At 40.4% G+C, this 25,355-nt stretch carries 23 protein-coding genes; 16 read left to right on the forward strand and 7 right to left on the reverse strand.

All coding sequences use genetic code 11. The features are described from left to right. The first annotated feature begins 144 nt into the window (after positions 1-144). The 4 genes from HCR01_RS03280 to HCR01_RS03295 all read left to right on the forward strand — a co-directional run bounded on the left by HCR01_RS03280 (position 145) and on the right by HCR01_RS03295 (position 2,609). Positions 145-1,260 carry a radical SAM protein gene (locus HCR01_RS03280; protein ID WP_193194488.1) on the forward strand — a complete coding sequence of 372 codons (1,116 nt, stop codon included), beginning with the start codon at positions 145-147 and terminating at the stop codon, positions 1,258-1,260. Then, positions 1,242-1,454 (forward strand): hypothetical protein, encoded by a 213-nt coding sequence (locus HCR01_RS03285; RefSeq protein ID WP_193194490.1) that lies wholly within the window; start codon positions 1,242-1,244, stop codon positions 1,452-1,454. The genes HCR01_RS03280 and HCR01_RS03285 overlap by 19 nt, the downstream gene beginning before the upstream one ends. A gap of 377 nt (positions 1,455-1,831) precedes the next feature. Next, a complete protein-coding gene (locus HCR01_RS03290) occupies positions 1,832-2,290 on the forward strand; it encodes a hypothetical protein (protein WP_193194492.1) in 459 nt (152 codons plus the stop codon). A gap of 73 nt (positions 2,291-2,363) precedes the next feature. After that, a complete protein-coding gene (locus tag HCR01_RS03295) occupies positions 2,364-2,609 on the forward strand; it encodes a DUF6737 family protein (RefSeq protein ID WP_193194494.1) in 246 nt (81 codons plus the stop codon). A 76-nt stretch (positions 2,610-2,685) separates the two neighbouring features. On the opposite strand, the gene HCR01_RS03300 is transcribed toward HCR01_RS03295, so the two are convergent. Then, positions 2,686-3,033 carry a DOPA 4,5-dioxygenase family protein gene (locus tag HCR01_RS03300; protein ID WP_226889100.1) on the reverse strand — a complete coding sequence of 116 codons (348 nt, stop codon included), beginning with the start codon at positions 3,031-3,033 and terminating at the stop codon, positions 2,686-2,688. Between the two features lie 571 nt (positions 3,034-3,604). On the opposite strand from HCR01_RS03300, the gene HCR01_RS03305 reads away from it, so the two are divergent. The 3 genes from HCR01_RS03305 (at position 3,605) to HCR01_RS03315 (ending at position 6,677) form a co-directional block, all read left to right on the forward strand. Next, positions 3,605-5,383 (forward strand): ShlB/FhaC/HecB family hemolysin secretion/activation protein, encoded by a 1,779-nt coding sequence (locus HCR01_RS03305; protein ID WP_193194498.1) that lies wholly within the window; start codon positions 3,605-3,607, stop codon positions 5,381-5,383. Positions 5,384-5,758: 375 nt separating this feature from the next. Beyond that, positions 5,759-5,932: a hypothetical protein gene (locus HCR01_RS03310; RefSeq protein ID WP_193195228.1), complete on the forward strand. Its 174-nt coding sequence runs from the start codon at positions 5,759-5,761 to the stop codon at positions 5,930-5,932. After that, positions 5,916-6,677 carry a class II aldolase/adducin family protein gene (locus HCR01_RS03315; RefSeq protein ID WP_193194500.1) on the forward strand — a complete coding sequence of 254 codons (762 nt, stop codon included), beginning with the start codon at positions 5,916-5,918 and terminating at the stop codon, positions 6,675-6,677. Before HCR01_RS03310 ends, HCR01_RS03315 begins: the two co-directional genes overlap by 17 nt. Before the next feature lie 215 nt (positions 6,678-6,892). Here HCR01_RS03315 and galE read toward each other — a convergent pair whose 3' ends face one another. Together galE and HCR01_RS03325 are read right to left on the reverse strand one after the other, a co-directional pair. Continuing rightward, complete coding sequence (galE, locus tag HCR01_RS03320; protein ID WP_193194502.1) at positions 6,893-7,900, reverse strand: UDP-glucose 4-epimerase GalE; 1,008 nt, start codon at positions 7,898-7,900, stop codon at positions 6,893-6,895. 16 nt (positions 7,901-7,916) lie between these two features. Further along, complete coding sequence (locus HCR01_RS03325; RefSeq protein WP_193194504.1) at positions 7,917-9,335, reverse strand: sugar transferase; 1,419 nt, start codon at positions 9,333-9,335, stop codon at positions 7,917-7,919. Positions 9,336-10,459: 1,124 nt separating this feature from the next. On the opposite strand from HCR01_RS03325, the gene HCR01_RS03330 reads away from it, so the two are divergent. The 8 genes from HCR01_RS03330 to HCR01_RS03365 all read left to right on the forward strand — a co-directional run bounded on the left by HCR01_RS03330 (position 10,460) and on the right by HCR01_RS03365 (position 20,947). Beyond that, positions 10,460-12,679: a GumC family protein gene (locus HCR01_RS03330; protein ID WP_193194506.1), complete on the forward strand. Its 2,220-nt coding sequence runs from the start codon at positions 10,460-10,462 to the stop codon at positions 12,677-12,679. Further along, the gene (locus tag HCR01_RS03335; protein WP_193194508.1) at positions 12,676-13,977 is read left to right on the forward strand and encodes a lipopolysaccharide biosynthesis protein; all 1,302 of its coding nucleotides are present in this window, start codon (positions 12,676-12,678) and stop codon (positions 13,975-13,977) included. The genes HCR01_RS03330 and HCR01_RS03335 overlap by 4 nt, the downstream gene beginning before the upstream one ends. Positions 13,978-14,058: 81 nt before the next feature. Further along, positions 14,059-14,847, forward strand: a complete 789-nt coding sequence (locus HCR01_RS03340; protein ID WP_193194510.1) for a class I SAM-dependent methyltransferase — start codon at positions 14,059-14,061, stop codon at positions 14,845-14,847. A 27-nt stretch (positions 14,848-14,874) separates the two neighbouring features. After that, positions 14,875-16,002, forward strand: a complete 1,128-nt coding sequence (locus tag HCR01_RS03345; RefSeq protein WP_193194512.1) for a glycosyltransferase family 1 protein — start codon at positions 14,875-14,877, stop codon at positions 16,000-16,002. A 28-nt stretch (positions 16,003-16,030) separates the two neighbouring features. Next, positions 16,031-17,407: an O-antigen ligase family protein gene (locus HCR01_RS03350; RefSeq protein ID WP_226889101.1), complete on the forward strand. Its 1,377-nt coding sequence runs from the start codon at positions 16,031-16,033 to the stop codon at positions 17,405-17,407. A gap of 16 nt (positions 17,408-17,423) precedes the next feature. Beyond that, positions 17,424-18,590, forward strand: coding sequence for a hypothetical protein (locus tag HCR01_RS03355; protein WP_193194516.1), 1,167 nt, complete (start codon positions 17,424-17,426; stop codon positions 18,588-18,590). Between the two features lie 10 nt (positions 18,591-18,600). Beyond that, positions 18,601-19,797, forward strand: a complete 1,197-nt coding sequence (locus HCR01_RS03360; RefSeq protein ID WP_193194517.1) for a glycosyltransferase family 4 protein — start codon at positions 18,601-18,603, stop codon at positions 19,795-19,797. Positions 19,798-19,852: 55 nt separating this feature from the next. Next, the gene (locus HCR01_RS03365; RefSeq protein ID WP_193194519.1) at positions 19,853-20,947 is read left to right on the forward strand and encodes a glycosyltransferase family 4 protein; all 1,095 of its coding nucleotides are present in this window, start codon (positions 19,853-19,855) and stop codon (positions 20,945-20,947) included. A 140-nt stretch (positions 20,948-21,087) separates the two neighbouring features. Here HCR01_RS03365 and HCR01_RS03370 read toward each other — a convergent pair whose 3' ends face one another. Next, the gene (locus HCR01_RS03370; RefSeq protein ID WP_193194521.1) at positions 21,088-21,429 is read right to left on the reverse strand and encodes a KGG domain-containing protein; all 342 of its coding nucleotides are present in this window, start codon (positions 21,427-21,429) and stop codon (positions 21,088-21,090) included. Between the two features lie 756 nt (positions 21,430-22,185). Beyond that, positions 22,186-22,449, reverse strand: coding sequence for a hypothetical protein (locus HCR01_RS03375; RefSeq protein WP_226889102.1), 264 nt, complete (start codon positions 22,447-22,449; stop codon positions 22,186-22,188). A gap of 132 nt (positions 22,450-22,581) precedes the next feature. On the opposite strand from HCR01_RS03375, the gene HCR01_RS03380 reads away from it, so the two are divergent. After that, positions 22,582-22,956 (forward strand): hypothetical protein, encoded by a 375-nt coding sequence (locus HCR01_RS03380; RefSeq protein ID WP_193194523.1) that lies wholly within the window; start codon positions 22,582-22,584, stop codon positions 22,954-22,956. A 479-nt stretch (positions 22,957-23,435) separates the two neighbouring features. On the opposite strand, the gene HCR01_RS03385 is transcribed toward HCR01_RS03380, so the two are convergent. After that, positions 23,436-24,341: an aromatic alcohol reductase gene (locus HCR01_RS03385; RefSeq protein ID WP_193194525.1), complete on the reverse strand. Its 906-nt coding sequence runs from the start codon at positions 24,339-24,341 to the stop codon at positions 23,436-23,438. Positions 24,342-24,446: 105 nt separating this feature from the next. Next, positions 24,447-25,334 (reverse strand): alpha/beta fold hydrolase, encoded by an 888-nt coding sequence (locus tag HCR01_RS03390; protein ID WP_193194527.1) that lies wholly within the window; start codon positions 25,332-25,334, stop codon positions 24,447-24,449. Positions 25,335-25,355: the final 21 nt, after the last annotated feature.

A 25,355-nucleotide genomic window follows, 5' to 3' on the forward strand; every position in this document is an offset into this window, starting at 1 on the left:
CCCTTTTTAAGGGGGGTTAGGGGGGATCTCAAGTCTAGGTGGTACATCGAAAAACTTTGAAATGCTTATCAGACTAGGCTTTCACGTTAAGTTGACACCAATGCCCTACTCCCTGCCCCTCCGCCCATCTTCTTAGGAGATAGTATGTCAAAGAATAACTCAGTGTTAGGAGCAAAACGGCGATCGCTATGGCAACTTGCCTTACAGGGAGTGCTGGATGGTGGGCCTTCTACTTGTCAATTTGCGATTACTAGTGTATGTAATGCTCGTTGTGGATTCTGTAATTTTGCAGTGGATAGGATGCCGATGGATGAGCGGCATTCTGTAACGCTGGAGCAAGCAAAACAAGCGGCAGAGATTCTCTATCGCAATGGGGTGTATTTCTTGATTTACGTGGGTGGCGAGCCAATGGCTCATCCCCACCTCAATGAGATGATTGCTCATGCATCCAGCATCGGTATGGCCCCTATGCTTGTGACTAATGGCTCTCTCCTTACACCAAAGCGGATTGATGAGTTAGCTGATGCTGGGTTGATGAGTGTGATTATTTCCATTGATGCGGCTGAGGTGGAAAAACATGAACAGAATCGTGGACTTAAAGGAGTGTGCGATCGCATCCGGGATGCTAACATTCATTTCCAGCGTCGGCATATCAGTACTACTGCCTCAGTAACCATGAGCCGATTGATAGACGATTACCAGCAGTTACCACCATTCCTCAAGTCGCTGGGTTTTGACAGCGTAACTTTCTCTTATCCGCTCACCACCTTGGCATCATCCTATCTTGGTTACGCCGAGTCGAACTTAGTAGACTACACTACCGAAGAGTTGCATGAGCGCTTCAACACTTTAAAGGCGCTCAAACAAGATTTTCCGGTTGTGAATCCTACCGCCTCCATTGAGGATATGCAACGCCATTTACGAGGTGAACCGGAGCAATTTGGCTGTCTTGGTGGCTGGAAGTTATTTTATTTGGACTGGCATCTTAACCTTTACCGTTGCCACAACTGGGATAAACCCATGTGTCATATTACCGAGTTTGACAGTTCGCAGCGGGTTCGTGATGGGTGTACCGCCTGTATGATTGACTGCTACCGCGACTCCAGCGTCATGCAGCATATCGGTGTTTCCGTCAGTGATGGTGTGCAAGCAGCAGCCAAGGGAAAATTTAAGCAAGCTTGGAAACACTGGTTTAATCACAATAACCTGGTTTCCCTCAAAGCTGTCTGGGAGCAAGCAACTTGGTTACGTCGCCTCTAGTCGATTTTCCTTTGCAAACACATATAGGACTTACACCCACTCTACTAATTCTTCTCTACGTTCGCGCAGCGTGTCGCAGACAGACGCTACGCGTTGGCGGAGCCGACGCACCAGAAGGCGTCTTGGCGGTATGCCTCCGGCACGCTATGCGAACGATAAATCAAGCTTTTTGGCAATTTTTGCGTAAGTCCTGATAGCCAGTTCTACATAACACTATATAAACGAGTTTTAATTTGATACAATTTCTTTCGGTTAAGAGGAAAAGAGAAATGAACGTATGTTTGAATTCATACCTTCCTCTTTATCTCTGAACTTTTTTCCACCTAAAAAATAAGGTTCTGAGTGCTTATCTGAAAAGTATTGGCTCTTAATCTAGGTGCAACTTTTTCATTCATTTATATTGTTTAAATTTTAACTTTTTGCTACGTGTAACAATAATGTGTAGTACAAAATATAGCAGTTTTCAAGTTAATAAACTACTAACTTAGATAGTGTCGGCTTTGATAGAGTAATGGGAATATCTAAAATTTAGAACTATCATCGAGAATAAACAGCAATTAGGGATAGGTTCATGAAAAAATTGATATGTAGCCCTCTTGTAGCTTCCTTACTGATAGGAGTAACAAGTCAGCTAGCCATTACTCAGAGTTTAAACAACCATTCTCAAATGGGACTAACTTACTCAAACCCGTTCACTGGATTAAATAAATATACCGATGTGAAGATTTCTCAGACTACCCAAGAAATTGATGAGAAAACAGCCTTAAATTTAGTCTGGAAGCTACCACAAGTGCAACGCAAAGCACGAGACATTGAACGCTTGTCTAAGGGAACTATAAAAGTTGCAGCAATGGTCGATGGTAAACCGACGCTAGATGAACCTTATTATAAAGTTCAAGTGTTTGAAAAACATCCAGATGAAAATGTCACGATTTACTGGTTTCACGTTTTAAAGTCAAATGGCGTTATTGAGGTTCTAGATGTGGTGACTAATCAATATATATCCCTAGAAAAGTGGAAGCCTGATTAATATTAAAACTTCTCAGTTTTCATATAATTAATCATCTGGTTTTGCTAATTTACAAATTTCCCAAATCAACTCAATGTCTGAACAAAAAACCGTAAGTCCTTGGAAATACAAACCTTGGTGGTGTCAGCCCTGGTCTATAATTCTCACAACTGTCACATTGATTAGTGGTAGTTGGTTATTATTTAAAACTATCTGGCTAACAATTCTTATCTCCATCCCTCTATTAACTTGGATGGGATTTTTTGTATTAGTCTGGCCACAACTAATGATTCGCAGTGGTATTTTAGAATCGTATCAAAATGACAATCTCCGTTCGTAGTGAGCGATTCATCGCTCAAAATAAGGATTATCAGGACTAAAGTCCTTACTACAAACTTTAATTTATTACCGTCTAGCTACTTAACCCGCCGAAGGAACTCAATATTAAGATTTAGTTTCTCTCCTAGCCACAGAGAATGTTTCATGTGGTCTGCCACATCATCGCCTGTCTCAGGGTGGATTAAAACATCCAACCCCTCACGATTGAGCATTAACCACGAGACAATCTGGCCAAATTCATTGGGTGAAAAGGCAACTTGATACATTGCTTTTGGATGTGGCCCAATAGGTAAATCATGCCAACGTCCAAGCTGCACTTCAAACCTACTGCTCAATCCTTCACGTACACGCGCAGCTACATCACGACTCGCAGTATCGAAGTAGATATGAGCATGAAAGCCAATAATCTCGGTAGTATCTATCATTTTCATCTCCTCTTTTTGCTCTCAACTCTAATTTGACAGCTTAAGGCGCTTTTTGAGAGCGTGAAAAGCATAATTTTATTAGTATCGATAAAATAACTTTCATTATTTGGTATTGTTAATTTGATACTGTAAAAATGAAATTCTCATAAGTATATGGAGAAGCTAATGGTTCTCAAAGTCAATAGTGATTTTAAACACCAAATATTTTATGTGCCACTGAAAAATGGCTCGGATTTGGATTGCTTGGATATAAAAGTCTCCGGTAACTTGCCTCTCGAAGCTGACTTGGCTAATTACTTAAATCACTGGCTGAATAAGTATCAGTTTGTGGCCATACTTAACTGTATCAAGCACAAACAAAACACTGTCAATAACTCGATTAATCAACGAATTTTATATTTTTGGCAAACAGTTAAGGTATTAAAGTACTCCTGATACTTACAAGAATTTTGCAGTATTAACAATACATTATGTAAAGACTCAAAATGCAACGATACGGTTCGAGTCTTAAATAGCACAGATAATAATCCCATACAATCTTATCGTTCCTAGCAATATCTAACTCAATATCATGATCGATAAACACCTTAAAAAGCTTGCAGTGTCTTGGTTGCAGCTAAGTATATTTATGTTGTTTAGCGGCATGAATTCTAGACTTCTAAAAGCGCAGGTTATTGATAACGTACAACCATCGCAACAACTCCCACCGCCGCAGGATGTCCAACCGCCTTCGCCTTCCCCACTTCCCTCGCCTCAACTACCACAGCGACTACCCCCACCAGCAGAACTACTTCCCCCTTCTGTTCCAACTCCCACACCGGAAGAATCACTTCCGAGTAAAATTCCTTTAACTATTACTGTTGAACAGTTTGAAGTTGTTGGTAGCACAGTCTTTAGTCCCGAAGAGTTAGCCCAAGCTACCGCTGAGTTTACCAAACGACCGATTTCACTGACGCAATTGTATCAGGCTCGTTCTAAAATTACCGAACTATACATTAACAAGGGTTATATTACTTCTGGTGCTTACATCCCACCTCAAACAATCCAGTCCGGTGTCATTAAAATTCAGGTGGTCGAAGGTAGATTAGAGGAAATCGAGGTAACTGGTAATCAACGACTGAACTCCAATTATGTCCGCAGCCGTATAGCAATCGCGACATCACCACCTCTGAATCGGCAACGGCTTTTGGAAGCACTGCAACTTTTGCAACTCAATCCTTTGATTCAAAACTTGTCTGCTGAACTATCAGCGGGGTCGCGTCTTGGTACAAGTGTGTTACAGGTGCAGATTAAGGAAGCAAAAACCTTCAATACTCAAATAGTTCTTGATAATGGGCGATCGCCTAGTGTAGGCAGCTTCCGGCGGCGAGTACAACTAGGTGAAGCGAACTTACTCGGACTAGGAGATAGTCTGAATCTAGCTTACACTAATACCGATGGTAGTAATTCATTTGACGCCAGCTACACATTGCCTCTCAATCCCAAAAACGGGACACTCACTTTCAACTATGGCACTACATCAAGTGATGTTATTGAACGTCCTTTCAACAGCCTAGATATCCAATCAGCTTCTCGCTACTACGAATTGACATTCCGTCAGCCAGTAATTCAAACTCCCACACAAGAATTAGCCCTTGGGTTGACAGCCTCCCGACGCGAAAGTGAAATATCTTCTCGGCTGTTTCAAAAACCATTTGAACTTCCCCCAAATGAACTCTCGCCCGGAGCAGATGAACGAGGACGCACCAGGGTATCTGCGTTGCGATTTTTTCAAGAATGGACAAGTCGAAATAACCGTGAAGTGATCGCTCTACGTTCTCAATTCAATTTGGGTATCGGTGCGTTGAATGCCACGATTAATCAAGACCCTCCCGATAGTCGTTTTTTTGCTTGGCAAGGTCAAGCGCAGTGGGCACGTCTTTTAGCTCCCGAAACTTTACTGTTACTGCGTTTGAATACACAACTAGCATCGAGAGCGCTTCTGCCTTTAGAGCAGTTTGGCTTAGGTGGTCAAGATAGTGTTCGGGGCTATCGTCAAGATTTCTTACTTACAGATAATGGCACTTTTGCTTCTGCTGAAGTGCAAATCCCCATACTCCGCCTACCCCAAATAGACAGCACGTTACAAGTAATTCCCTTCGCTGATTTCGGTGTCGCTTGGAATAATTCGGGTAGAGACGCTCCTAATCCTAATACTTTAGCTTCTGTTGGGTTGGGGTTACGCTGGAGACAAGGCGATCGCTTCACAGCTCGTCTTGATTGGGGAATTCCTTTAGTATCTGTTGACTCAAATGAAAGAACATGGCAAGAAAACGGGCTATATTTCTATTTACTCTATAATCCTTTTTGAAGTCTAATATTGATGTCAATTGCTTCTCGAAGAGAGAAAATAGATGACACACACTATCCTAGAACTACTGTCGGAAGACCAATTTTTATTTATTTTATACAATGCTAACTAAGAGAAAACAGTATATCTCGTGTAGATAAAGGTTCTTCACAAGGTCATGCACAATTACAAGTAGTCAAAACTACTTCTCAAAGAGTATCTGTATCAATACCTTTCGGGGGAGGGCTAAAGGCTAAAGGCTAAAATTTCCCTTTCCCCTTTAACTCTTCGGGTGATGCCTCCGGCACGCCAAAGGCGAACGCCAGTTGCCTGGGTCGGGCTAACCCTCCCGCAGCACTGGTCTCACCTTTTCCTAGGTAACAAAGGAGATAAGAAGTGCTTATCCGAGAAGTATTGGCATCTGTATTTATCCATATTTTAAGTAATGATACTGACTGCATTTGGCGTCACCAATTTATCCCAGAATCCGAAAGCGTTAAGTCGTTTCGTTCTGGATACTCTAATGCTCCCTGCAAGGAGGAAAAAAAAGAACATGCCCAAATTCGATAAACTGCAACCCCCCGTTTTTCAGCAAGTGGAAGAAGAACGCCTGCACCGCAAGCAACGTCTAGCCGCTGCCTTTCGCCTGTTTGGCCGGCTTGGATTCAGTGAAGGGATAGCAGGTCATATTACAGTTCGCGATCCTGAGTTTACAGACCATTTTTGGGTGAATCCGTTCGGGAAGTACTTCAGACATATCCGTGTCTCTGACTTGCTTTTGGTTGATAAAGAAGGCGAAGTTGTCAAAGGTGATGCTCTTATAAATCAAGCTGCCTTCGCTATTCATTCCCAGATTCATCAGGCTCGACCCGATATTATCGCCGCTGCACATGCCCATTCAATTTACGGTAAAGCCTGGTCTAGCTTGGGCCGCCTGCTTGATCCGCTCACACAAGATTCCTGTGCTTTTTACGAAGACCATGCGTTGTTTCATGACTGTACAGATGTTGTTTTAGATACTTGCGAGGGTAGGCAAATTGCTGAAGCCTTGAGCCAGAATAAAGCAATAATCCTGCGTAACCACGGCATTCTGACTGTGGGACACACAGTAGATGAAGCTGCTTGGTGGTACATTAGCCTAGAGCAATCGTGTCAAGCGCAACTCCTAGCAGAAGCCGCGGGTAGACCGAGTGTGATCAAACATGAAACAGCTCGTTTAACACACAGCCAAGTAGGAGCGCCTTCAGGTGGGTGGTTCTGTTTCCAGCCACTTTATGACAGGATTGTGCGCGAAGAACCTGATTTACTTGAGTAATTCGCTCTGAGGCTACGCCCCGTTGCGCTTACATAATTCGTAATTAATAAACGATTTTAATGACTTTACCCAATGCCACAAATAATACTTCCTTTCCTAATTTCGTATCAAGTTGAAATTGATGGATAAGCAAGTTCGTAGTAAGGACTTTAGTCCTTGATTTTTTAAGCACTAAAGTGCTTACTACAAACCCTCAAAATAACACAGTGGCTTGGCTACACGTATAAAACCTGCCTAGGCATCAAACCATCCCGTTGCATTTCCCAAGCAATGCTTGTGTGGATAATCTTGTCTAAATCATTGTGTTTTGCTTGCCAACCGAGTACCTTGCGAATTTTATCAGCACAAGCCACAACACAGGCAGGATCACCTGGACGGCGTGGTGCAGAAATAACAGGAAAATCAACACCAGAAACAGCTTTGACTCTTTCAATCACTTGCCGCACGCTGTATCCTTGTCCATAACCGCAGTTTAAAAGTTGACTTTCTCCTCCATTCTCTAGATAACATAAAGCATCTAAGTGAGCAGTCGCTAGATCCTCAACATGGATATAGTCACGAATTCCAGTTCCATCTGGTGTGGAAAAATCAGTGCCATAAATTCGGACTTCTGGCTTGCGCTTAAGTGCTGCATCACAAGCAACCTTGATAAGATGAGTTGCATTGGGTGACATTGGCCCCAATCGTCCACCAGGGTCAGCACCCGCTACATTAAAATAGCGTAGAATTACGTAGCGCAAGGAAGAGGAGATGCCATAGTCTCGAATCAACCATTCGCTCATCAGCTTTGAGCGTCCGTAAGGATTAATAGGCTGTGTTGGATTAGATTCTCTAACTGGGCTGGCGTCTGACTCTCCATAGACTGCTGCTGTACTTGAAAAAATGAATTGATTGACACCCATAACACTACAGCAACGCAACAAGTTCAGAGTATTTCGGGTGTTGTTAGCGTAGTAATCTAGGGGATAGATAACTGATTCTGGAACAACCAGACTAGCTGCAAAGTGCAGCACTGCACTAAATTCATACTTGGCAAAGACTTGATAAAGATGCTCGCTGTCTGCTAAATCACCGATGATCAGCTTCCCATGTAGTACAGATGTTGATGAACCTGTAGAACAATTGTCATACACTACGACATCATAGCCAGCTGATCCCAGCTGACGCACTACATGGGAACCGATATAACCTGCACCACCAGTTACTAAAACTGTATTTTTCATCTACCTCTGTGTACCTTTATCTACCTTTACCTAACAAAACAACTCGAATGGTTTTGAAGGCGATCGCCAAATCTAACCAGAAGGAATAATTCTTGATGTAATAAAGGTCGTAAGCTAGCTTTTCGTAAGCATCCTCAACAGATGCTCCGTAGGGATACATCACCTGGGCCCAACCAGTAATTCCCGGTTTGACTAGATAACGCACTTCATAGTAAGGAATCACTTCTTTGAGCTTGACATCAAATTCTGGTCGTTCTGGACGTGGGCCAATCAAACTCATCTCACCACACAGCACATTCCATATCTGTGGTAGTTCATCAATTCGCAACAGGCGTAGCCAACGTCCTACTCTGGTGACGCGGGGGTCATGTTTGTTTGCCCACTGTGCGCCTCGCTTTTCTGCATCCTGATACATGGAGCGGAATTTGTAAACCCTAAACGTCTTGCCGTACAATCCGTTTCGTAGCTGACTGTAGAAGACAGAACCCGGACTATCTAACTTGATTGCTAAAGCTACGAGCAGCATGAGCGGAAACAAAAGTACAAGTAATACCCCGACGAAAATCAAGTCTGCAAAGCGCTTCAGCTTCATATTCAAGTAGCCAGGCGTCAAGTTAAAACCGGCACTAAAAGCCAACCACTTATCCTGTAGCAGAGATGAAGGAAGTTTGTGCCATAAGGTTTCATAAAAATCTGGCAGCCAATAAATTGGTATACCTCGCAACCGCATTTGCATTAATTGCTGCATCTGTTGTTTAGAAAACTCGATTGGGGTTGCAACGATCACCGCAGACCAAGACTGTAGACTCCAACTATGCAAGTTGTTTAAGCTCCCTACACAATTGAGATTGATATTCGTATCTGCTAAATAAGTTGTGTCTTGACTTGTTTCAGCTAGTACAAATAGCTCTCCCAATGAATTTAGCTCCAATAGGTGTCTTGCAAACTTGATTGCGCTTTCACCTGCACCCAGCATTAACAGACGACTTTGCTGAGCACGCGATCGCACCCATTTCACCGCCAGTAACCGCAAAGCTATTGCCCAGATTGTGAACATTGCCAAGCTTGGTAGTAAAATACCTCGCCCCACAAGAATATGCTCTCTCCAAGCCCCAGACAGATAAATCAATGCAGAAGTCAGGATACCAACGCCTACACTGCTAATCAATATTCGGGATGGTGTCCGCAAGCCGGCAATTTGCGTATCTGGATGGTAAGCGTCTGCCAGGTAATGCCCTACTAGAACCAATAGGACAAAACTACAAACAAGCGGGTCAAACTCATTTAGTGATTCACCTAAACGCAACCAAAGGGCAATTTTTAAACAAATGAATAAGCCAGATGTGTCTCCTAACAAAAGTAATATGGTTAGATTACGCACTCTACCCGGCAATTTAATCTTTGCCGGGGAACTGATGTAACTCGTAAGGCTCATTGATTTATCTTACTATTCAGCTTTTGACATTACAGTTGCTTGATATAAGCGGCTTATCGCATTACATATGCTTGATATAAGCCGCTTAATTGTCTCAAATCAGTAACACTGAACTCTAGCCTCTTCGTATCAATGTAAACTAAGATTTTCTCAAATATTAGTTTGCTGCATCTCTAAACTCTTGGAACTTAAGAGTTGTCTATATACAATTTAAATTTAGTTTTTTCAACTAGAATTTACTTGGAAAAATTAAAGGTAATTTCGCTAATCTTTTAGGTCTTTTACACAGTTTTTATGTGGTTCATTGAATTTTTGTAATGACTAAATAATAAATGATTGTCAAAACTTTAATTGTGAAGATTATGTAAAGCTATTGATTAACTATTATACAAAAGATAATTTATAAACAATAAAAGTTACTGAATATTTTATACATTATAAGTAAGTATTTTTTTGAGTATTCATAAACCAAGAATCAGTCTATAAACTGAATATAGTGTAAACAGTAAGAAGCAAAATAGAGAGCAGTCAAAAAATATTAACCTCCAGTGTTTAATATTTTTAAATCAACTAAAAAGTAAAGTATAAATTTATACTCAAAGTCTTTCGCAAAATTAGAGTTTTTGTAAAAAAATACATCAAGCTAATTTAAACTTCTGGTAAAGAGTATTCAAATTTATCAACTAAAAGGGGGGTTTTTTGCAGTAATAAGTATATGTTTAACGTCAGCTATGTACTTTTTTCTAAATGCATGTTATGATAAACCCCGAAATTAACTTTAATAAAAAAATAAAACTAAAAGTACCAAATTAGTTGCATCTCAAATGGTGACTTTTTTGTAATACAATTCACGTTGTGATTACAAAGTAAAAGCAATTTTCATAAAATAAAGGATTTTGGCATTATTATTAGGTGGAGTAAAAAGGCATATTGAAAAGCATGTATAAGTTGAAAAAATAAAATTCAAATTAATAGTGCGTTCTGAGTAGAGCGAAAAATCTTATCTCTATTTATCTAAGTTAATTGAGATAATTTATAGTACTTTTACTCCTTTCGGCATGAAAATTTTTGACTTTTTAGACATCTTTTAAATTCAGATCAATTTTGCTTTGCAATAATATGTCATGCCATCTAACCAAGAAGACCAAAACTCCTTTGATTTACAACAGTACTTACTAATTCTAAAAAAGCGTTGGCTAGTAATAGCAGCTGTAACAGGTTGTATATTCGGACTATCAGCTTTAGCTGCCTTCAGACAAAAACCCATTTATGAAGCGGAAGGTAAACTAGTTTTCAATAAGACTGATCGCGTTTCTTCCCTGACAAGTCCTATAGAACAACTTGGAGAGTTAAATAGTTTAACTGAGCTGGGCAATCCACTCGATACAGAGGCAGAGATCATTCGCTCTAACCCCATAATTGCAAAAACCATTGCTAACCTCAACCTGAGCGATCAACGAGGTAAACCCCTAGAAATAGATCAGTTTCTCAGGAAACTTAAAGTTAAAAGTATCCGGGGTACGGACATTTTAGCCATTTCCTATAACAGTAGTAATCCAAAAGAAGCCGCAGCCGTTGTAAACTCGTTGATGAGATACTACCTAGAGAATAATATTTACATTAATCAAGTGCAGGCGACGGCAGCAAAGAACTTTTTGAGCAAGCAATTGCCAGAAGTTGAAGTCAGGGTAGTAAGAGCGCAGACAGCTTTACGTCGGTTTAAAGAAGAAAACAGAGTAGTTGCTTTAGAGCAAGAAGCGGTCACAGGAGTGGAAAAGCTCGGTGATTTATCAGAGCAGATTACCCAAGCCCAGGCAAATTTAGTAGATGTTGAGACTCGCTTAAAACTTCTGCAACGTCAGTTGAAATTGAATTCGCAGCAGGCTATAGATATAGGCAATTTAAGTCAATCAAGAGGTGTGCAGCAAGTACTAACAGAATACCAGCAAGTACAAAATGAGTTAGCCGTGGCACAGACTCGTTATACCAACCGACATCCAACGATCGCTAATTTGACAACCAAACGAGCAGCTCTCAGAAAGCAATTAGGGATACGAGTTTCTCAAAATCTTGATGAAAAGCTGTCTGTATCAGAACAGAGTTTACAGATAGGGGGACTCAAACAGAACCTCATCGCCCAACTAGTGCAGTCGAATGTAGAACGATCAGCCTTAGCTAATCGAGTCAACGTCTTAAAGAATGCATACGCACTTTCCCAAAAACGGTTGAGTGTTTTACCCCAACTGCAAGAAAAACAGCAACAGCTAGAGCGACAGTCACAAGTAGCACAATCAACTTATGAAGAACTACTGAAGCGATTGCAACAAGTCGAGGTAGTAAATCAGGATGTTGGTAATGCCAGAGTAGTTTCTGCTGCTTCACTTCCCAATAAGGATATTTCTCCGCGCATTTACCTAAAGTTAGCAGTCGGTGGATTGTTAGGAATAATGCTGGGAGTGGGAACGGCTCTTTTATTAGAAGCTTTGGATAAATCTCAAAAGACTATTAAGCAAGCTCAGCACTTACTAGGCTATCGTTTGCTAGGTACAATTCCTCAGTTGGGTCAAAAAGCTAGGGGAGGTAGTGGGGAGGGTTTAGCACTATTAGCTGTAAGAGATAATCCTGAATCGGCAGTCAGTTCAGCCTTTGAAATGCTTCAGATGAACTTGAATTTCACCCTCTTTGATAAACCGCTGCAAGTTGTTGCTGTGGTTAGTTCAACTCCAGGCGAAGGTAGATCATTTGTTGCAGCTAATTTAGCGATCGCCAAGGCACATATAGGACGCCGAGTCCTGTTGATAGATGCAGATATGCGTCACTCCTGTCAACAGGATATCTGGAAATTATCCAACTCCATCGGACTGAGTAACGTTTTGGTGGGTCAAGCAGAGTTTTCCCACACTGTTCAAGAAGTACTGGTTAATCTGGATGTCCTAACCGTGGGAACAATTCAATCTTACCCAGCGGCATTGCTTGACTCACAACGCATGGCTTTGTTAATCCAAGAAGCTGCTAAAAACTACGATTTTGTAATTATCGATACTCCCGCTTTAAGTCTATTTGCTGATGCTTTGATGTTAAGTAAGCTGGCAGATGGAATATTACTGGTTGTGCGTCCTAGTTTATTTAACTCTGCTACAGCTACCGCCACCAAGACATTGCTAGAGCAATCTACTCAAAATGTGTTGGGAATTGTAATAAATGGAGTCACATTTGATACTGACTATCCTGATTACTATGCAGATAAATCCTATGGAGTAAAAAGAACAGTCAAAGAGGCTGAACTCTGCAACATCCATTTTTCCAAATCCTCTTCAGACAGCACCATGAGTACTGAATTATGACACTCAAGTCTCTACAAAATTCTCAACCGCTGAGTCTACGCCGCAATTTCTATTGGACATTTGCGGGAAATATGATTTATGCAGGTTGTCAGTGGGGAATGTTAGTAGTGCTTGCCAAATTGGGAACCCCAGAGATGGTAGGACGGTTTACTTTGGGGTTAGCAGTTACCGCGCCAATCATCCTATTTTCAAATCTCAATTTACGGGCAGTTCAAGCAACGGATGCTAAACAACAATATCGTTTTGGAGACTACTTATTGTTGAGGTTAATAACAATTTTACTAGCTGTTGTAGTTATTATTGGGCTAACTTTGGTAGGGGGTTATCGCGGGGAAACAGCATTAGTAATTTTGGTAATTGGACTAGCAAAGGGTATTGAATCTATTAGTGATGTTTTTTATGGTTTATTACAGCAGCGCGAGCGCATGGATAGAATTGCCAAGTCCATGATTTTTAAAGGTTTGCTGTCATTGATTGCTTTAAGTGGTGGAGTTTTTATTACAAAAAGTGTTGCATGGGGAGCAGTTGGGCTGGCATTTGTATGGCTATTTATTTTAATAATTTATGACATTCCCACTAGTATTCAATTGATTGGTGTTAATAATTTACAAGCTTGTTTAACTCTAGCTCGTGAATTCTTCAAAATGCAAAATGTTAGGCGATCGCCCTGGCCAATTGACATAAAAACCCTCAAGGAATTGCTTTGGCTGACGCTACCTCTGGGTTTTGTCATGATGCTAATTTCTCTGCAAACTAATATCCCGCGTTACTTTATCGAACGCTACTTAGGAGAACGAGAGTTAGGAATTTTTGCAGCGATCGCTTATTTACAATTAGTAGGAATAACTGTCGTATTGGCACTAGGACAATCAGCAACTCCCCGACTAGCAAAGTATTATGCATCAGGCGATCGCTCTCTATTTAAAACTCTGTTAATCAAACTCATTGGTGTAGGGGTGATACTTGGTGTTGTAGGTGTGCTGTTAGCTTTGGTTGCTGGTCAAGAGATTCTTACTATTCTATATAGGCCCGAATATGCTCGGTACTCCAACCTGTTTGTTGGGGTAATGGTTGCAGCCGGAATTGGATATATAGGAAGCTACTTAAACTTTGGAATTACTGCAACTAGGGTATTTGAGCGTTTTACCATCCCTTATCTGCTATTGACATTACTCACAGTTGCAACATCGTGGTTACTTATCCCAAATTTTGGTTTAGTTGGTGCTGTGTGGACTTTGTGTATTATTAGCATCATAGGCTGTTTAACATCAACTTTCATCTTAATAAGAATACGATAAATCTGGTCAAAACTCTACAAAATAAGTTCTAAATTATCACATATTTACTGCTGAATGTAATAAGTAAAGGAAGGAGAACTAATGCCTAAATGCTCAGAATGTCGAATGTTAACTCTCAACAAGTGTTCAGCTTATGCCAAAGCTCAAGAAATTTTGCAGAGAGAACTTCCACCGCCACCTGTAGGAGCGTGCGAAATTCCCATTGTAGAGGATTACCTACAATTAATTAAGGAAGGAATGACAGTTTTAGAAATCGGCTGTGGAACTTGGGATTTAATCAAAAATCATTGTGAATTGATCGGAGCGCATTATGAGGGAATTGACACAGAGACAGAATATTTTGGCAAAAAGACAATAGCCACTCGTTTAGAAAATTTAGCAGATCTGTTCTTTCCAGATGAATCGTTTGATGTCGTAATTGGCAACCAAACAATGGAACACTGGGCAGAAAATGGCTGTTCACTCGAATGGGGACTTTATCAGTGTTTTCGGGTCTGCAAACCACATGGACGAGTTTTAATGAATGTCCCAATTCATTTTCATGGTACTCGTACATTTATGCTTGGGCAGATCGAGATTATCAAACAACTATTTGCCTCATTTTCGGGGAAAGTATTATTTGAAAAATGGGGGCATCCATCTGATCCTTTGCCTGAGTTATTTCCCTATCCTGGTTACTGGGCATTAGACAATTGCCCAGCCTATGTATTAGATATTCAAGCCATTAAAGATAGACCTTTACCAGAGAATTATCACAATCGTGGTGCAACTTCTGGACAGCTTGCTCAAATACAAAACTATCCCTTTTCGTACAACATATACCGTGTTTTGCGAAAGACTGGTTTGTTCTCAAACACTAAAATCTTTTAATGCATAGATAAATTAGGTGAAACTCAAATGACTGTTAAGCGGATTCTTCATGTTGTTGGTTGTATGGATCGAGGGGGAATTGAAACATGGTTAATGCACGTTTTGCGAAACTGCGATCGCCAACGTTTTCAAATGGATTTTTTAGTTGAAACCACAAAACAAAGTGCATACGACGATGAGATCCTAGCTTATGGGAGTAAAATTATTCCTTGTCTGCATCCATCTAAACCATTACACTACGCTCATAACTTTAAGCGACTGTATCGTGAATATGGGCCTTACGATATTATTCACAGTCATATTCACAACTATAGTGGTTATGTTCTGCTATTAGCCAAACAGGTTGGTATTCCGATCCGCATCGCCCATAGTCATAACGACACTTCAGCAATCGACGCAAAAGCCAGATTATCTCGGCGTTTATATTTAGGTTTGACAAACCATTGGATAAAACAATATGCAACTACGGGATTAGCTTGTTCGAGTGCAGCAGCAGCATCACTTTATGGATCAGAATGGAAAAAAGATTCTCGCTGGCAGCTTCTTTATTACGGCATTGACCTTTCTGTTTTTGACTTTGAAAGCGATGCTGTTGCTATCCGTCATGAACTGGGTATAGCAGCAGATGCATTCGTTATTGGTCACGTTGGCAGATTTGCTGAACAAAAGAACCACTCATTTCTTATAGATATTGTATCTGAGGTTATTAAGCGCCAACCTAAAACACAACTGTTGCTAGTTGGTGATGGCTCTCTACGGACAGAAATAGAAAAAAAAGTCTATGAGGCAAATTTAATCGACCATGTAATTTTTGCAGGAGTACGCTCTAATGTGCATCAGATTATGCAGGGTGCTATGGATGTTTTTGTCTTTCCATCGTTTTATGAAGGATTAGGACTAGTATTAGTTGAAGCACAAGCATCAGGACTTCCTTCCATAATCTCAGATACCGTTCCAGAAGAAGCAATTATTGTCCAGCATTTAGGACATAAAATTTCCCTAGCACAACCCGCTGCTCATTGGGCTGAAATAATCCTTCATGTTGTCAATACTAAGTCAAAAATTACCCCACAAGAATCTCTTTGTCTAGTTGAGCAAAGTCCTTTTAATATTCATACAAGTCTTCAAGAATTACAGAAACTCTATTTAGCTTAGTATCCTCAAAAACTTTATTTTGAATAACTTGAATACATCTTTAAATATCAGCCAAAAGAATATTCAATCACCGAACAACCTTGCAGTTATATCAACTTCGTCGGTGAAAAATACCCAATGGCAATTTCTTGCCTTGTGCTTATACCTGCTATCTCAAAGTTTTACAATCCCCATTTTAGCTATTGGTTCTTGGGCAACTTGGCTCACTTTCCCCGATTTGGCAACAAGTGTGCTTTTTTTAACATTTATACTAAGCTATCGGCACAAAAAATTATCAGCAGCATCCAGTGCCAATAAAAAAATATTTGTAATGCTAATATTTGTATTATTATGCTGCATAACGTGCTATTTAATTTATTTTAGTAATTTGATAGATCCAAACGCTAATGGTGTTAGACTTGGCATCTATCAAATTTATCGCTTAGTTGAATTCCTATGTGTCTTTGGGGTAACAGCACAGATTCCTTTAACCCCAAAAAGAATCGATGTTTTAAAGCAAATTACTAATTTTGTCTTAATATTTGTTTGTTTATCAATTATATTGACCTTTTTTGCGATTGTGCCTTTGGGTGCGCTGACAGCGCATTTACCCCAAGGTAAAGATATCGCTGGTGCATGGAGCGAGTATGCACGGCTAGGAAAAATTGGCGGAAGAGGCTGGGGAACTATCAGTTACAATCACGGTTGTGTAGCAGCGCATGTAACTATGATTGCGGCTTTAAGAATATATTTAGGACTTGGTAAACAAGTAATAATTGACTTTTTACTATTATTTTTATCGCTAATTGCTTGTTTTATTACTGAATCACGTACTGGATTTTTAGGAATACTGCTTTTTGTAATAGTATACATGCTAACAAAACCAAGGAATACAGTAATAGCTATTGGCTTGGCTGCGTTATTGTTCGGCATTATTGCTTTGACAAGTTTAGGTAATTTAGATTCAGTAAATTTAGTCTCAGTTCAAGGATCAGTATTAGATCGACAAACAACTTTATTAGATGCAGGTAATGCTGAAAACTTGAGCGGTAGAGATAATATTTGGGAAGAAAAAGTTCAATTTTTAAATCAAGAACCTTGGCGATGGATAGTTGGTACAGGTTTCGGTTCAGCCTGGGATAATGGTGTAGATGGTGGCAGTGCTCATCTACTTTTTCTCCATATAATTTTAGAAAATGGCATTCTAGGATTACTAATTTTTGCCATTTTATTTTACAAAATGCTCTATTTGTTGTACCAAAACGAATTATATATAAAACCTATATTTTGGGCAACAGTAATCTTTTTAATTACCTCATTTACTCAAGAAATATTTTATCCAATCCCAGCAATGGGAAGCTTTATCGGTTTTTATTTGTGCTCTGTTGCTATAGCACTTCGCAAAGACGTCAAAGTAATTAAGTAAATTAAGACATTAAAATATGGGAATCATCAATAATAAAAAGACCAATTTATTATTAATATTTATAAGTACTTTTCTTGTTGCGATCGCATGCTTCTATTTTGTTCAAAGCAAGAACGACACGCAAGATATTGGTTATACATCCAATAGTAATAATATTTTATCAAATAGCAAACCATTTTTCCCATTTGGTTTATATTATGTTGATTACAATGTTCCCAAAAATATTAAAGCTAAATTAAAAATAAAAGCTTTAAATGATATAGCTAATGCTGGATTCAACATAATTCACACATCTCATAGTGAAAAACTAGATGATGATAGAATCATGTTAGACCAAGCTAAAAAACTAGGAGTTCATGTCATCATAGAGGGGCCTGCTGAAATTGAGGTGATGAACGCATTCAAAACTAAATCTGCACTGCTTGGTTGGAATATTGCTGATGATGCTAATTCCAGATATAAACGTGATACAGTATTAAATAGACATAATCAAGTCAAAAAAATTAATCCTAATTACTTGACATACATCAGTATGTTTTCTTTAAAGCCAGAAGTAGTTATGCGTTTCTTACATACTTCTGACTTAATAGGTTTTCAAAGTTATCCTATTTCTGATAGACCTTTGAATTCAACTTTTGATGATATGAAATTTCTTGTTAATATATCACAAAAATATAATGCTGCTCCAGCTATAGCTAATTTACAAACTTTTAAATGGAATGAGCCTGATAGTATTGGCAATCCTCAGCGAAAACCAAGATTTAGCGAAATTCGCAACATGACCTATCAAGCGTTGCTAGGTGGTGTCAAAGGGATTATTTACTTCAGCTACCTTTATGAAAATTGGTATTTGCCAGAACACCAAGAATTATGGAACGGTTTGAAATCTTTGGTTCCTGAAATCAAAGTTATTAGCCCAATATTACTGAATGGAAATTTAAATCAAATTGATGCTGGATTCAAAAATATATTGGCTGGAACTTGGAGAAATCAAAACCAAGTTTTAGCCGTTATTATCAACACATCTTATACTGATACGACAGAGGTTGCAATTAAAGTTCCTGCAAATCTCAGTCAAGCAAAATCGATGTTTGCAAATCGTGCTTCAGGTTTAGTTATCAGAGGTGATAAGCTTTCTGGCTTGATTAAACCTCTAGATGTTCATGTCTACAGTTTAAATTAGGAGGCTATTAATGAACGTTGTTGTATCAATTGACCATCGTTATTTTGGTACACCTGATGGTGCTGTTTGGACTTCAACAAATGGTGGCTACCCGTTCTGGTTGCGTTATCTAGAAGTATTCGATAGTGTACGTATTGTGGCACGAGTACGTCCAGTGACCTCAGTACCAGCCCATTGGCAACGTGTTGACGGTGAAAACGTTTCGGTTGCAGCCGTTCCGTTCTACGTTGGCCCAGTACAGTACTTGCTAAAAGCTGCACAAGTCCAACAGGCTGTTAGGAATGCTGTTCATTTAACTGATGCTGTTATTTTGAGAGTTCCCTCAAACGTAGCTAACTGTATTTATGATTGGGTGCGTCATACTAATCAGCCTTATGCTTTAGAAGTAGTGGGCGACCCTTACAATTTCTTTGCACCTGGTTCAGTTAAACATCCTTTACGCCCCTTTTTTCGTAGATGGTTTACACAGAAGTTAAAAAACAAGTGTGTCGAAGCTGCGGCTGTTTCTTATGTTACGAAACAAGCTCTACAACAACGGTATCCTTCGAGTCAACAAGCTTATTCAACTTATTATTCAGATGTTGAATTATCTGATGAAGCTTTTGTTTCTAATCCTCGTTCACTTAATACTCAATCAGACAAAATAACCTTAATTACTGTTGGAACTTTAGAGAACTTTTGTAAAGCCATTGATGTATTAATAGATGCTGTTTCTATGTGCATTCAAGAGGGATTAAACCTGGAGTTAGTTATTGTTGGAGATGGTGAGTACAGACCAGACTTAGAAACTCAAGCTAGAAAACTAGGAATTCAAGAGCGTGTGTTTTTCCAAGGTCAACTACCATCTGGTAAAGCTGTATTAGAACAGTTAGATATGGCAGATATATTTGTACTACCTTCTCGCCAAGAGAGTTTACCTAGAGCTTTAATTGAAGCTATGGCACGAGGATTACCTTGCATTGGTTCTAACATAGGAGGCATTCCTGAATTACTGTTAGCTGAAGACTTAGTGATTCCAGGCGATACAGTTGGATTAGCAACCAAAATAAAGGAAGTTATTGCCGAACCTGAGAGGATTCTACGAATGTCAACTCGAAATCTAAAAGTAGCAAAAGATTATAATGAAAAACTACTTCAACAACGTAGACTAGAATTTTATAAGTATATAAAAGAAGTAACGGAAATTAACTTCAAAAATCAGAATTAAAACTTTTTTAGACAAAAGTCTACAGTTAATACTATCTCAATAAAATTTACGTTTTATGAAAATATTTTACATAATTACCCGTGCTGTGAGTGGCGGCGCTCAAACTAACGTCTTAGAACTTATTCGCGGTTTTCGAGATAAATTTGAGATTATACTATGCACTGGAGAAGAAGGATTTCTGACTGAATCAGCATTAAAATTAGGAGCTAAGGTACATGTATTACCTAACTTAATGCGTTCTGTAAATTTATTCCAAGATATCCAAGCAGTAGGAAATATTTTAAGCCTAATTCGTCAATATAAACCAGATTTGCTTCATGCCCACTCATCAAAGGCAGGGATATTAGGACGACTTGCAGCCAAGTTGGCGGGTGTACCTGCTGTTTTTACAGATCATGGTTGGGCTTTTGCTGCTAAACTTCCCTGGTATTGGAAGCTTTTAGCGATTCCCAGCGAGCAACTTGCGGCTCATTGGTGTTCAAAGATTATCACTGTATCTGAATATGATCTGTCCTTGGCTATTCAGTATCGTATTGCTTCCCGAAACAAACTAGTTAAAATATACCTTGGTCTTCCTGATACTGTTTGTCGTGCCAATCCTGGCAAAACAGATGTGGTGAAAATTGTCATGGTCGCTCGCTTTTCACCGCAAAAAGACCAAATCCTACTTTTGAAAGCATTAGCTGGTATTGATAAACCTTTCGAGTTACTTTTTGTCGGTGACGGTTCTACGCGGGAGCAAGCAGAGTCTTTAGCTCAAAACTTAGGTTTGGAAAAACAAGTTAAGTTTTTGGGTTCTCGTTCTGATGTAGAACAAATTCTGCAAGACACACACATTTTCGTTTTATCAACAAATTGGGAATCATTTGGATTAGTTTCAGTTGAAGCAATGCGTGCTGGATTACCAGTTGTAGTTACTGATGTTGGTGGGGTTAGTGAAGTAGTTGTAGATGGAGAAACTGGTTTTTTAGTCCCCAAAGCAGATGTAGTAGCCATGCAAGAAAGGTTAACTCAACTCATAACTAACGCTGATTTAAGGATTCGCATGGGAGACGCTGGACGTAGACGCTATGAAACACACTTTGCTGTTGAACGAATGCTAAATGAAATTTTGGAAGTATACATGGAATGTAAGATAAAGCCTAAATAATAGTTCACTAACCCAAAAATGACGGGTGTAGGTTGGGAAAAGGGTAAAGGTTAAAGGGGAAAGGAAATAAACCTTTCCCTTTAGTGTGCCTACGAGTAATTGCAACGTAACTTACTGAAACGATTCTTAGCTCAACCTATCTATTTTTTCTTATTCTTATTCTTATGACTCTGCCGTCCTGCGTTAGCATGTTGTTCTGGTGTACCGCCAGGGGTACTTTTTTCTTCACTATCGGCATCGTCATTATTCTCACTTCGACCACCACTGTGGGAACTTTTGCCACCCTCACGGCCGATTTCAGCCATATGCTCTCTATCCTGACTTATGGCTTCACCACCCTTATGCCCAGCTTCACGAGCTTCCTCAGATGTAAACTCGTGAGCAGTACCTTTTTCATGAGCGGCTTGTCCGCCTTTGCTGGCAATTTCACGCTGCTTGTCTTCATCCATAGAAGCAAAGCCACGTTTGCTTGTATCTGCCATGATATTACTCCTTGTAATTAACTCAAGCTTTTACTTTTTTAAGCAGCAAAAACTTTTGTTGGTTTTCCATTTCATCAATTCATGAATTTCTTCAAGTTATCTACTCAATTAGCTGTATTCATGGCCCCTTAGAGAGAATAATTCTATGCTGTTACTCTACTTCCGAGATACAACTCAAGTTTAATGGGTGGAGAGACGTTTATAGACTTCCAAAATATCTTCTATAATTAAGCGTTGAGTTTTCTATTCCTTTACTTTCGACACATTAACAAAGTTAGGGTAAAACCTAACTATTAACTGATATTATAAGGAGCGCTATTGTTTCCCTGCTGATTTACCGAAAAGTGGAAGAATAGCGCAACATGCTAAAAATTTCGCGCATAATTAGTTACTAGTCTTAATCAGATCCAGCGGCCACAGTGAATCAAGCTCTGATGAAGATTGCAGATCGTTAATAATAATGCTGCAATCTTTAGGCGTAAGTGTCTTTTAATAGAGGAAAACCCTCCTACAGCGCTGTTGTCCGGGAACGCAAGTCTAGGCATGACCAATGAAGCAGGAAAGCCCAACCGCAAGATTGGGAAGCCCACACTGAATAAGTACATTACAGTGTAGGAGTATGTCACATACTTGTGACGACGTAAAGCATAATAGACCTCTTGCATAAATACTTAAATTGTCATGTTGAGCGGAGCGAAACGTAGGAGTGAGATTCTTGCCTCCACTACGTTCTGGTCAGAATGACACTAATAATTTTCAGACTTTTGCAAGAGGTCTAATAATCTGCAATACGATCGCATCGACCTGCAATGCGATCGCATCGACCTGCAATGCGATTGCATCGACCTGCAATGCGATTGCATCGACCTGCAATATAATTGCATCGACCTGCAATATAATTGCATCGACCTGCAATACGATTGCATCGACCTGCAATGCGATTGCATTGACCTGCAATGCGATTGCATCGACCTGCAATGCGATTGCATCGACCTGCAATGCGATTGCATCGACCTGCAATGCGATCGCATCGACCTGCGTAAATAAACTTACCTTTTCTTTAACCTTGTCTTATCTAAAAACTTTGCCTTACTGTTAGCTTTAAAGTTGCAATGGGCACATTAAGCATACAGTTTACTACGGTATGTATTTATGCCTGCCCAAGACACAACACGTCGTTTACGCCCTCAATTAATTAGTCAAGATATTACTTCATTGCACGGTTTGCAAACCATCAGCACCTATGACACAACCCGTGTTAATACCTCTGTTGCAAACTTACAGCAAGCTTATCAGGATATGTTGGCGCAGCGACAAGCCGAAACCGAAAAACTAACTTTATACCGTGCGGCTGCCGATGCTGCCCGATTAGCAGAATGGGAATTTCATAATGCTATATTAGCCATGAAAGAAGTTGTGCGCGGTCAATATGGGTCAGATAGCGACCAAGCTCAAGCGGTTGGTCTAAAGAAAAAATCAGACCGCAAGCGTCCCAACCGCAAAAAGTCAGTTGCAGTTGCCAGTTAGTCAACTTACAGCGCTTTTCAATTCAATAGCTTGCACGCGTAGGGCACAATATATTGTGTCCTTACCAGCTTAATTAGTTATAATTTCCGCATCTGTGCAAAAACCGGAAAATCCTCTTTCCCCCCTGCTCCGGTTGCTGAGCGGCTCGTCCTGAGCGTACCCCTACGGAGAAGCAAGCTAAGCGTAGCGTCTCGTAGAGAAGCCGTTGGCGCAGCCTCCCGTAGGTAAGGAAGTCGAAGCACTGCTCCCCAGCGGTCTTAATGATAAGTCTTTCGCCGGACACTATAACTATATTAGAAGTTTTTTTTGACGGCTAATTACATAGACACCTTATGCCTCGTCGAACTCACGTTACCATGACTACCGTTATCGTTTTAAAATTCCACTCTGTTACGAATTCGGGAGTAGCAACCCTCTCAATAGGCATTTTTAGTTAAAGACTAGGAATCGCTTTCGCTTTTCCTACTCAAGCCGCCGTTTTACGAATCTCCTTTGCTGAGAAATTGCTTAACTGTCATGGGTTTGATATGAGGATAGCGAGCATTTCCAATCCGATCAAGTTTGCCCTTACCCGATACCATCGCGTACATATACTGGTGGTAAACGTACTCTTCGAGTGAACTGGCTGACGCTTTTTTGGCAGTAATCCAAGCTTGCATCTCGGCTATACTGCCCAATGATTTTTCGGTTAACTTACTGCCCGTCACTCCTTCATAAGTGGCTTTCAACTGCTTCGAGGTCAGAGTATCGCCTGCGACTTCCAATGCCATGTTTGCCAAGCCTGGGTCGCTCACCGCTTCCGCCACATACCTGGCGGTATCATCAGTGGTCGTGAGATCGAGCGGCGTTTCACCATTGCCCCAGTATTGAAAGATTTGATGTTCTAGGTCAAACAGTGGCATATAGGTGATGAACTCCATAAATGCCCCGTTGAGAACTAAGGTATATTCCAAACCGCTTTGCTGAAGATACTCAAATACTTCCTTGCGCTTATCCAAATTGTCATTATCACCGTAGTCTAGCTTGCGATAGTCTACCGAGTAATCGGAGGGAATGAACCGCTTTACGCCCTGCTGTTTGGCAACATCAATCAAGTTCTTCTGCCCTGGTACAGTCACTTCACTATTACCGATCGCAGATACGACCACATCGACTCCTGCACACGCTGGCAGTAGGGTTTCAGGCTGCATCACGTCGCCTTCGATGATCGCTGCGCCCTTGGCTTTCATGGCATCGATTTTTTTACGATTTTCTGGATTGGTATCGTTACTTGATCGCACCATTGCCCGAACATCAATGTTTCCTTTGTCCAGTAGAGCAGAAACAATCTTAGTACCCAGCATGCCAGTAGAACCAGCAACCAGAACTGTCAATTTTGTCGTCATGATTTTCCTTGTAATGGACTTGTAAGCCTTAATCGAAGAACACCATTGCTTTCCTACACAAGCTGCTGTTTTACGCAGTTTCTTTGCTGAGAAATTGTTTAACTGTCAGGGATTTGATGTGGGGATAGCGATTTCTCCGAAGAAAGTCAACAATTGTTGAGTCAAATCATCTGGGCATTCCGAAGCCAACCAATGACCACAACGCGGCATTGCGCCGCCGCGTACGTCTTCCGCAACCATTCGTAAAGATTTAAGCGGCAAATCTCGCATAACCTTTTCGCTTCCTAGAGCGAGAATCGGCATTTTGAGTTTTTCCTTAAAGTCTCGTTGAAATTGTTCGGCATCTTTCGGCATTGCGCGGTAATATTCAAAAGCCGCGTGCATTGCACCGGGCGCAGAATAAGCGCGAACGTACTGGCTAATCTCTTCTTCGGCAATCGGATCTTTGCTGTAAGCGAAATTTCTGAAAAAATAATTCAAGTATTCACGCTCTTTGCCGATAACAAGCTGTTCGGGCAAATCCGGTGTCATATGAAAACCCATATGCCAGTAATTGCCTGTTTCTCCGGTCGTGTCGGCATAGAAACCAGGAATTGCAGTCTCCAACATAACCAACCGACGAATTTCTTGAGGATACTGCACGGCGTAAGCATAAGCTGATGCGCCTGCAATGTCGTGAGCAACAAGATTGATTTGTTGGAAGCCAAGTTTTTGAACCAATTGATGAATGTCTTCACCAACGCTTTGCGCTTCGTAATTTGGCGCGGGACGAGAAGACTCACCGAGACCACGCAGGTCTGGCGCAATTATCGTGTATTTTGCGGCAAGCGCGGGCATCACTTTGTGCCATTCATACCAAGTCTGCGGAAAACCGTGCAAAAGTACGACGGCTTCGCCTTTGCCGCCCATAACATAATGGATGCGAACACCGTTGACTTCAGCCATCTGATGCTTAAATTGTTGATCAAAATTTGCCCCGTCGCTGTTTATCATTTGTATTGCTATTTATCATTT

It is taken from the genome of Nostoc sp. MG11 (genome assembly GCF_014904695.1).
Classification (GTDB): Bacteria; Cyanobacteriota; Cyanobacteriia; order Cyanobacteriales; family Nostocaceae; genus Komarekiella.